The organism is Streptomyces sp. NPDC056361, assembly GCF_042262805.1.
Classification (GTDB): domain Bacteria; phylum Actinomycetota; class Actinomycetes; order Streptomycetales; family Streptomycetaceae; genus Streptomyces.
Map to the genome: position 1 here is coordinate 1 of NZ_JBHJQI010000236.1, position 7,468 is coordinate 7,468.

The 7,468-nt window shown below is 73.4% G+C and carries 8 protein-coding genes; 5 read left to right on the top strand and 3 right to left on the bottom strand.

Annotation, left to right across the window (positions count from 1 at the left end; all coding sequences use genetic code 11):
* Positions 1–242: 242 nt before the first annotated feature.
* Together ACFCY7_RS38805 and ACFCY7_RS38810 are read left to right on the top strand one after the other, a co-directional pair.
* Positions 243–1,151, top strand: a complete 909-nt coding sequence (locus tag ACFCY7_RS38805) for a Gfo/Idh/MocA family protein (protein ID WP_376490794.1) — start codon at positions 243–245, stop codon at positions 1,149–1,151.
* A complete protein-coding gene (locus ACFCY7_RS38810; protein WP_376490795.1) occupies positions 1,132–1,632 on the top strand; it encodes a GNAT family N-acetyltransferase in 501 nt (166 codons plus the stop codon). Before ACFCY7_RS38805 ends, ACFCY7_RS38810 begins: the two co-directional genes overlap by 20 nt.
* A gap of 42 nt (positions 1,633–1,674) precedes the next feature.
* Here the strand turns inward: ACFCY7_RS38810 and ACFCY7_RS38815 are convergent, their stop codons facing one another.
* Complete coding sequence (locus ACFCY7_RS38815; protein WP_376490796.1) at positions 1,675–3,300, bottom strand: PLP-dependent aminotransferase family protein; 1,626 nt, start codon at positions 3,298–3,300, stop codon at positions 1,675–1,677.
* A 20-nt stretch (positions 3,301–3,320) separates the two neighbouring features.
* A complete protein-coding gene (locus tag ACFCY7_RS38820) occupies positions 3,321–3,680 on the bottom strand; it encodes an arsenate reductase family protein (RefSeq protein WP_376490797.1) in 360 nt (119 codons plus the stop codon).
* Positions 3,681–3,829: 149 nt separating this feature from the next.
* Here ACFCY7_RS38820 and ACFCY7_RS38825 point away from each other — a divergent pair, with 149 nt between their 5' ends.
* Both ACFCY7_RS38825 and ACFCY7_RS38830 read left to right on the top strand, forming a co-directional pair.
* Positions 3,830–4,105, top strand: a complete 276-nt coding sequence (locus ACFCY7_RS38825; RefSeq protein WP_367825114.1) for a hypothetical protein — start codon at positions 3,830–3,832, stop codon at positions 4,103–4,105.
* Positions 4,106–4,301: 196 nt separating this feature from the next.
* The gene (locus tag ACFCY7_RS38830) at positions 4,302–5,213 is read left to right on the top strand and encodes a hypothetical protein (RefSeq protein WP_376490798.1); all 912 of its coding nucleotides are present in this window, start codon (positions 4,302–4,304) and stop codon (positions 5,211–5,213) included.
* Between the two features lie 89 nt (positions 5,214–5,302).
* Here ACFCY7_RS38830 and glnA read toward each other — a convergent pair whose 3' ends face one another.
* The gene (gene glnA, locus ACFCY7_RS38835; protein WP_376490799.1) at positions 5,303–6,727 is read right to left on the bottom strand and encodes a type I glutamate--ammonia ligase; all 1,425 of its coding nucleotides are present in this window, start codon (positions 6,725–6,727) and stop codon (positions 5,303–5,305) included.
* 221 nt (positions 6,728–6,948) lie between these two features.
* Between glnA and ACFCY7_RS38840 the strand changes: the two genes are divergently transcribed.
* Complete coding sequence (locus ACFCY7_RS38840; RefSeq protein ID WP_376490800.1) at positions 6,949–7,416, top strand: RDD family protein; 468 nt, start codon at positions 6,949–6,951, stop codon at positions 7,414–7,416.
* The last annotated feature ends 52 nt before the right edge of the window (positions 7,417–7,468 follow it).

A 7,468-nucleotide genomic window follows, 5' to 3' on the forward strand; every position in this document is an offset into this window, starting at 1 on the left:
CCCCCTCCTCCCGCCGGAGGCCGCCGGCGGGAGGAGGGGGAGCGGCGGCCGGGACTGTCGGACGCGCCGGTCCCGCCGCCGGACGAGCCCGCCCCGGCCGGCCGACGCCCCTGGCCCGGCTGTTCGACGCGCCGGTACTGCCCGCCGCCGGACGAGCCCGCCCCGTCTGACTGACGCGCCGGTACTGCCCGCCGTCGGACGTTCCCGGCCCGGCTGTCGGCGGCACCCGGCAGACTGGTCCCATGGCGAAGAAGGTGGGCGCGAAGCCCCGTATCGGACTCCTCGGAACCGGCCCCTGGGCCGCCCGGACGCACGCGCCCGCGCTCGCGGGGCACGCGGACGCCGAGTTCAGCGGTGTGTGGGGGAGACGCCCCGAGGCCGCGGCCGCGCTCGCCGCCGCGTCGGGCACCCGCGCGTTCGACGACGTGGACGCGCTCTTCGAGGCGAGCGACGCCGTCGCCCTCGCGCTCCCGCCGGACATCCAGGCACCCCTGGCGGTACGGGCCGCGGAGGCCGGCTGCCACGTGCTCCTGGACAAGCCGGTCGCCACCACCGTGGCCGGGGCCCGCACGGTGGCCGACGCCGTCGACGCGGCCGGAGTCGCCTCCGTGGTCTTCTGCACCCTGCGGTTCGCGGAGCCGACGGCCCGCTGGATCGACGAGCAGGCGGCGGCGGGCGGCTGGTTCCTCGGCGAGGCGCACTGGCTGGGCTCGCTCTACGGCCCCGGCTCGGCGAGCGACTACGCGGCCTCCCCCTGGCGGCGGGAGAAGGGCGGCCTCTGGGACGTCGGCCCGCACGTCCTCTCCGTCTACCTGCCGGTCCTCGGCGACGTCACCGCGATCACCGCCGTTCCGGGCCCGGGCGACACCCACCACCTCGTCCTGCGCCACGCGTCCGGCGCGAGCAGCACGGCCACCCTCACCCTCAGCGCCCCGCCCGCCGCGGCAGAGGCGGCCCTCACCCTGCACGGCACCGCCGGCCGCGCCGAACTGCCCCGCTGGGACGGCGCCGTCACCGCCTTCGGCGCCGCCGTCGACGCCCTCGTCACCTCCGCCCGCACCGGCCGACCCCATCCCTGCGACGCCCGCTTCGGCCTCCGACTGACCGAGATCCTGACGGAGGCGGAACGCTGTGCGGCGGGCCACGCCTGAGGGCGGCGACGGGCCTCCGATCGTCCGGACCGTCACCCCCGCCGACTGGCCGCTCTGGCGGGAGGCCCGCCTCGCCTCCCTCGCCACCTCGCCCGAGGCGTTCAAGGCGCGGCTCGCCGACTGGGAGCGCGACGGGCAGGAGCGGTGGCGGGCCCGCTTCGACGACCCGGCCGCGTACGGCGTCTTCGCGGTCCTCGGCGCCCGGCCCGTCGGCCTCGCCGCCGGGCTCCGGGCACCCGACGGAGTCCCCGAGCTCCGCTCGGTCTGGGTCGCCCCCGCCGCCCGCGGGCACGGCCTCGCGGCACGCCTGATCACCGCCGTCGAGACCTGGGCCCACGCCACCGGCGCCCCCGCACTCCGCCTGGCCGTGCTCACGTCCAACGCCCCGGCCCTCGCCCTGTACGGGCGGCTCGGCTACACGGCCGACGCCGTGACCGCCACCGAGACGATCATGCGGAAGCACCTGCGGCCGCAGGAGTGAGACCCCACGGTCTCTGCCGTTGCCGTGTGCGGGGCGCGGGCATCAGGAGTGCGATCCGACGGCGACGGCCTCTGTCAGAGCCGTGCACAGGGCGTCCACGGCGGCGCCGTACAGCCGTTCCGGCGGGGTGGCGTAGCCGACGACCAGGCCGTCGGGGCGGGCCGGGCCGTGGGCGTCGGGGTGGCGGTAGGCGGCGAGGCCCTCGACGGCGACGCCGTGGCGGGCGGCGGCGGCCAGGGCGGTGGGCTCGGTGCCGGGGGGCAGCTCCAGGACGGCGTGCAGACCGGCGGCGATGCCCGTGACGCGCACCTCCGGCACCCGTTCGGCGAGTGCCGCGACGAGCAGGTCGCGACGGCTGCGGTGCCGCTGGCGCATGCGGCGGACGTGGCGGTCGTACGCGCCGGAGTCGACGAAGTCGGCGAGTGTGAGCTGCTCGGTGGCAGAGGAGTACGGCTCGCGTTCGCCCTTCGCGGCGACGACACCGTCCACGAGGGCCGCGGGCAGGCACATCCAGCCGATGCGCAGGGCGGGGGAGAGGCTCTTGCTGACGGAGCCGACGAGGACGGTCCGTTCGGGGTCGAGGCCTTGGACGGCGCCCACCGGCCGCCGGTCGTAGCGGAACTCCCCGTCGTAGTCGTCCTCGATCACGAGCCCGCCGGTCCGCCGGGCCCACTCCAGGACACCGGCCCGCCGCTCGGGGTGCAGGGGCCCGCCGGTCGGGAACTGGTGGGCGGGGGTGAGCAGCACCGCGCCCGTCCCGGCCGGGATCTCCGCGATCCGCGCCCCTTCCTCGTCGACGGGCACCGGCAGCGTGCCGACCCCGGCCTCGGCGAGCAGCCCGCGGTGGAAGGGCAGCCCGTACGCCTCCACGGCCCACGGCCCCGCCTCCCCGACGACCCGGGCGAGCAGCCGCAGCGCGTGCGCCGCGCCCGAGCACACCACGATCCGCTCGGGCCCGGTCCGTACCCCCCGCACCCGCGCGAGGTACGCGGACAGCGCCATCCGCAGTTCGACCCGCCCACGCGGGTCGCCGATCCCGAACACCTCGTGCGGCGCGGCCGTCAACGCCCGCTTGGCCGCCACCAGCCAGGCCCCGCGCGGGAAGGCCCCCGGGTCCGGCTTGCCCTGAACCAGGTCGTACGGCGCAGGCGGCGGCGCCGGCACGGCAGCCGCCGCCGCCCCGGGGGCGGGTACGGCGCCCCTGCCGGCCGGGCGGCCCCCCGTCCCGCGGCGTGGAGCCGGCAAACTTTCGCCCGCACGGCCCCCCGCCCCACGCCGACGGGGCGCTGAACCCCGGGCGGCCTCATCGGCCCCATCGCCCCCATCGGCTCCGGAGGCCCCATCGGCCCCGGCCGCCCGCGCCCCCGCCCCCTGGTGGCCGCTCGACCAGCCCTCGGTGACGCCCTCGGCCACGCGGGTCCCCGAGCCCTGGCGGGCGGTGAGCCAGCCCTCGGCGACCAGCTCGGCGTAGGCGTCGGCGACGGTGTTGCGGGCGATGCCCAGGTCGGCGGCGAGTGAGCGGTAGGGCGGAAGCCGCGTTCCGGGAGCCAGTCGCCCGCACCGTACGGCGTCGCGCAGCGCCGCGATGAGCGCGGAGCGTCGGCTGCCGCCCGCGGTGAGGTCGAGATGCAGATCGTTGCCGAGCACGATGTCGTCGCTCCAGGTCACCGGGTCAGCGGGTCAGCGGGTCATCGGGTCAGCGCGTCCCGCACGGCTTCCTCGGTCCGGGCGACGACGGCGGTGCCGTCCTCCGCGGTGATGATGGGCCGCTGGATCAGCTTGGGGTGTGCGGAGAGGGCTTCGATCCACCGCTCACGGTTCGAGGCGTCCCGGGGCCACTCCTTGAGCCCGAGGTCCTTGGCGGCGTCCTCCTGGGTGCGCGTGATGTCCCACGGTTCGAGCCCGAGGCGATCGAGGACGCGCCGGATCTCGTCCGGCGACGGCACGTCCTCGAGGTAGCGGCGCACGGTGTAGTCGGCGCCCTCGGCGTCGAGCAGGGTGAGGGCGCTGCGGCACTTGGAACAGGCGGGGTTGATCCAGATCTCCATGCCCCACACGGTACCCCCCAGGCCTCCGGCCACCACCCCCTAAACCCCATCTGGCCAGGGGCGATTGTCAGTGGGGGTCTCTAAAATAGGGGGTGAAGGTGAGGGTCCCGGGGAGGGCCCCCATCCCACCGTTCGCCAGGAGGTAGCCCATGGCTCTCGCCGTGATCCGCACGCCGTCCATCGAACCCTGGAAGCCCCTCCAGCGGAAGCCGCTTCCCGCGGGCCGACCCCGCGAGTGGTACGTGACGCACAACCGGCGCCTCAAGGCCATGCGCCTCGCCATCGCCCTCCTCGACGCGGGCGTCTACCTGCCGTCGAAGGCCACCAACACGACCATACGCACCACTGCCGAGACCATCGGCATCCACCCGCCGTCCGACACCACCTGCCGCATGGTCCGTGCCCTCATCCGCTACGGGCGCTGACCCCGCACCGGCACGCGTACGCGCACCCGCACGACCGAAGGCCGCCGCCCCAGCCGGGGAGGCGGCCTTCCGTCGTCGAACGGCCTTGTCAGTGGGGCTTGTTAGGTTCACCGACGTGCTGCCGAGGAGATCATCGCCACCCCCTCGACGACGCGGTAGCCGATCGACGCCCACACCTCTCACAAGGAGACGTTCGATGAGATCGCTCAAGCCCGCCCGCCTCTCCCGCCCGGCGGCCGTCCTCACGGCCGCCCTGGCCCTGGCGGTGACGGCGAGCCCGCTGACGGGGACGGCGCAGGCCCACGAGGCGGTGATTGGTTCCCTGGTGTTCGCCGGCGACCCGGGGGAGTACGTCTCCGGAGGCCGGTCCTACGCCCTCTCGCCCGAGTCGACCGACATGTTCGACGTCACGGGCCCGTCCGACGAGTCCGCCGCGGGTGCCACCGTCGTGACCCCGGACGGCGAGCGCTGGTTCCTCTCGATGTCCGCGCCGTACGGCCGGAAGCTCCAGCCCGGCGTCACGTACACCGGCGCCCGCAGCTGGCCCGAGGCCCGGGCCGAGGACCCGAAGCTCCAGTTCAGCGGCAACCGGTACTGCGAGAGCGGCACCGGCTCCTTCACCGTCTCGCACGTCGCGTACGGCCCCTACGGCTACATCCGCGAGATCGACGCCTCCTTCGAGCGCACCTGCGCCGGCTCCACCCTCCCGATACGCGGCGAACTCCACGCCCGCATGCCCGAGCCGCCCCCGGTCCTCACCGTCGACGTCGGCCTGAACCCCACCGGCACGGTCGACCACCGCACCGGCGAGATCACCGTCGGCGGCACCGTCACCTGCAACAAGACGGCCTACGTCACCCTCAACGTCAGCGCGAACCAGACCCAGCGCAAGACCACCGCCACCGGCTCCCACGAGAACCTGACCGTCCCCTGCACCCCGGGCGCCCCGGTGCCGTGGACCACGTCCTTCCCGAGCAACATCGACCCCACGGCCACCTTCCAGCCCGGCCCCGCCGTCCTCAACTCCTTCTCCACCACCGACGACCGCGACTACCCCGCCACCCTCACCCACCACGACACCACCCCCCTCACCCTCACCAGGACCTGACACCTCACACCCGACCGACCCTGACAACGGCGAAGGCCGCCGCCCCGGTGTTCCGGGGTGGCGGCCTTCGGTGGGGGTGAGCCCGCGGTTTAGAGGTCGAAGTAGAGCTCGAACTCGTGGGGGTGGGGGCGCAGCTGGATCGGGGCGATCTCGTGGGTGCGCTTGTAGTCGATCCAGGTCTCGATGAGGTCGGAGGTGAAGACGCCGCCGGCCTGGAGGTACTCGTTGTCGTCCTCGAGGGCGTTGAGGACGGCTTCGAGGTTGGTCGGGACCTGCTGGACGTTGGCGTGCTCCTCGGGAGCGAGCTCGTACAGGTCCTTGTCGATCGGCTCCGCCGGCTCGATCTTGTTCTTGATGCCGTCGAGGCCCGCGAGGAGCAGGGCGGAGAAGGCGAGGTACGGGTTCGAGGACGGGTCCGGCGCGCGGAACTCGACGCGCTTGGCCTTCGGGTTCGAGCCCGTGATCGGGATGCGCATGGCGGCGGAGCGGTTGCGCTGCGAGTACACCATGTTGACCGGGGCCTCGAAGCCCGGGACCAGGCGGTGGTACGAGTTCACCGTCGGGTTGGTGAAGGCGAGCAGCGACGGGGCGTGCTTGAGGATGCCGCCGATGTAGTAGCGGGCGGTGTCCGAGAGGCCCGCGTAGCCGGTCTCGTCGTAGAACAGCGGGTCGCCGTTCGCCCACAGCGACTGGTGGACGTGCATGCCCGAGCCGTTGTCGCCGAAGATCGGCTTCGGCATGAAGGTCGCGGTCTTGTTGTTGCGCCAGGCGACGTTCTTCACGATGTACTTGAAGAGCATCAGGTCGTCGGCCGCGGCGAGCAGCGTGTTGAACTTGTAGTTGATCTCGGCCTGGCCGGCGGTGCCGACCTCGTGGTGCTGGCGCTCGACCTGGAGGCCGACGTTCTCCAGCTCCAGGGAGATCTCGGAGCGCAGGTCGGCGAAGTGGTCGACCGGCGGGGCCGGGAAGTAGCCGCCCTTGTAGCGGACCTTGTAGCCGCGGTTGTTCTCCTCCGCACCGGTGTTCCAGGCGCCGGCCTCGGAGTCGATGTGGTAGAAGCCCTGGTTCGCGGAGGTCTCGAAGCGCACCGAGTCGAAGACGTAGAACTCCGCCTCGGGGCCGAAGTAGGCGGTGTCGGCGATGCCGGTGGAGGCGAGGTACGCCTCGGCCTTCTTCGCGATGTTGCGCGGGTCACGGCTGTACTGCTCGCCCGTGATCGGGTCGTGGATGAAGAAGTTGATGTTCAGCGTCTTGTCGCGGCGGAAGGGGTCCACGCGGGCCGTCGACAGGTCGGCGCGGAGCGCCATGTCGGACTCGTGGATCGCCTGGAAGCCGCGGATGGACGAGCCGTCGAAGGCGAGCTCCTCGGACGGGTCGAACGCCGTCGCGGGGATCGTGAAGTGCTGCATCACGCCCGGAAGGTCGCAGAACCGGACGTCGACCATCTTGACGTCGTTGTCCTTGATGAACTTCTGGACCTCGTCGGCGTTCTGGAACCCGTGCTTCTCGGACATCCAACTCCTCCTACTCCCGGCCCGGGGAGGGGCGGGGTTGCAGCTCGGTCGTGCGGCCAGTGCGGTGGCACACGCTGGACCCGACCATAGGCAGACGGGATTTCTCAAGCGTGACCCAATTGTTTCGTCGAAGTTAACCGGGGTGGGTGCCATCGCGCGCGCCGAAGCCATAGGCGTACCCGGGCCGAAGTGATCAAAAACGGGCGCAGTACCGTGGTCGGGTGGACAACAGGCAAGCACTCGGATCTTGGCTCTCCGGCCCCCGCGCGGCGGCCGAGGACGCAGGCGTCGACTTCGGATACCGCGGTCAGCAGCTCGGGCTGCCGGAGCAGGGCCCCGGTTCGATCGCCCGCCCCGGGCGGCGCCTCGGCGCCCTGGCCGTCGACTGGGCCCTGTGCCTGCTGATCGCATACGGCCTGGTCACCGACGGCTACAACCAGGCGACGGGCAACTGGGCGCTCGGCATCCTGCTGGTCCTGAGCGTGCTGACGGTCGGCACCGTCGGCTCGACGCCGGGCAAGCGCCTCTTCGGCCTGCGGGTCGTCTCGGCGCACGGCGGCCGGCTGGGCCTCGGGCGCGTGGTGGTCCGCTCCCTGCTGGTCTGCCTCGCCCTCCCGGCCCTCATCTGGGACCGTGACGGCCGCGGCCTCCACGACCGCCTCTCCGGCGCCGTCCAGGTCCGCATCTGAGCCCTTCGCGGCACGCGTACGAGGAAGGCCCCGGACCGAGCGGTCCGGGGCC

Coding starts and splice junctions, on each gene's coding strand:
- ACFCY7_RS38825 (WP_367825114.1), top strand. CDS start 3,830: ATGGCTCTCGCCGTGATCCGCACGCCGTCCATCGAACCCTGGAAGCCC.
- glnA (WP_376490799.1), bottom strand. CDS start 6,727: ATGTCCGAGAAGCACGGGTTCCAGAACGCCGACGAGGTCCAGAAGTTC.
- ACFCY7_RS38805 (WP_376490794.1), top strand. CDS start 243: ATGGCGAAGAAGGTGGGCGCGAAGCCCCGTATCGGACTCCTCGGAACC.
- ACFCY7_RS38820 (WP_376490797.1), bottom strand. CDS start 3,680: ATGGAGATCTGGATCAACCCCGCCTGTTCCAAGTGCCGCAGCGCCCTC.
- ACFCY7_RS38830 (WP_376490798.1), top strand. CDS start 4,302: ATGAGATCGCTCAAGCCCGCCCGCCTCTCCCGCCCGGCGGCCGTCCTC.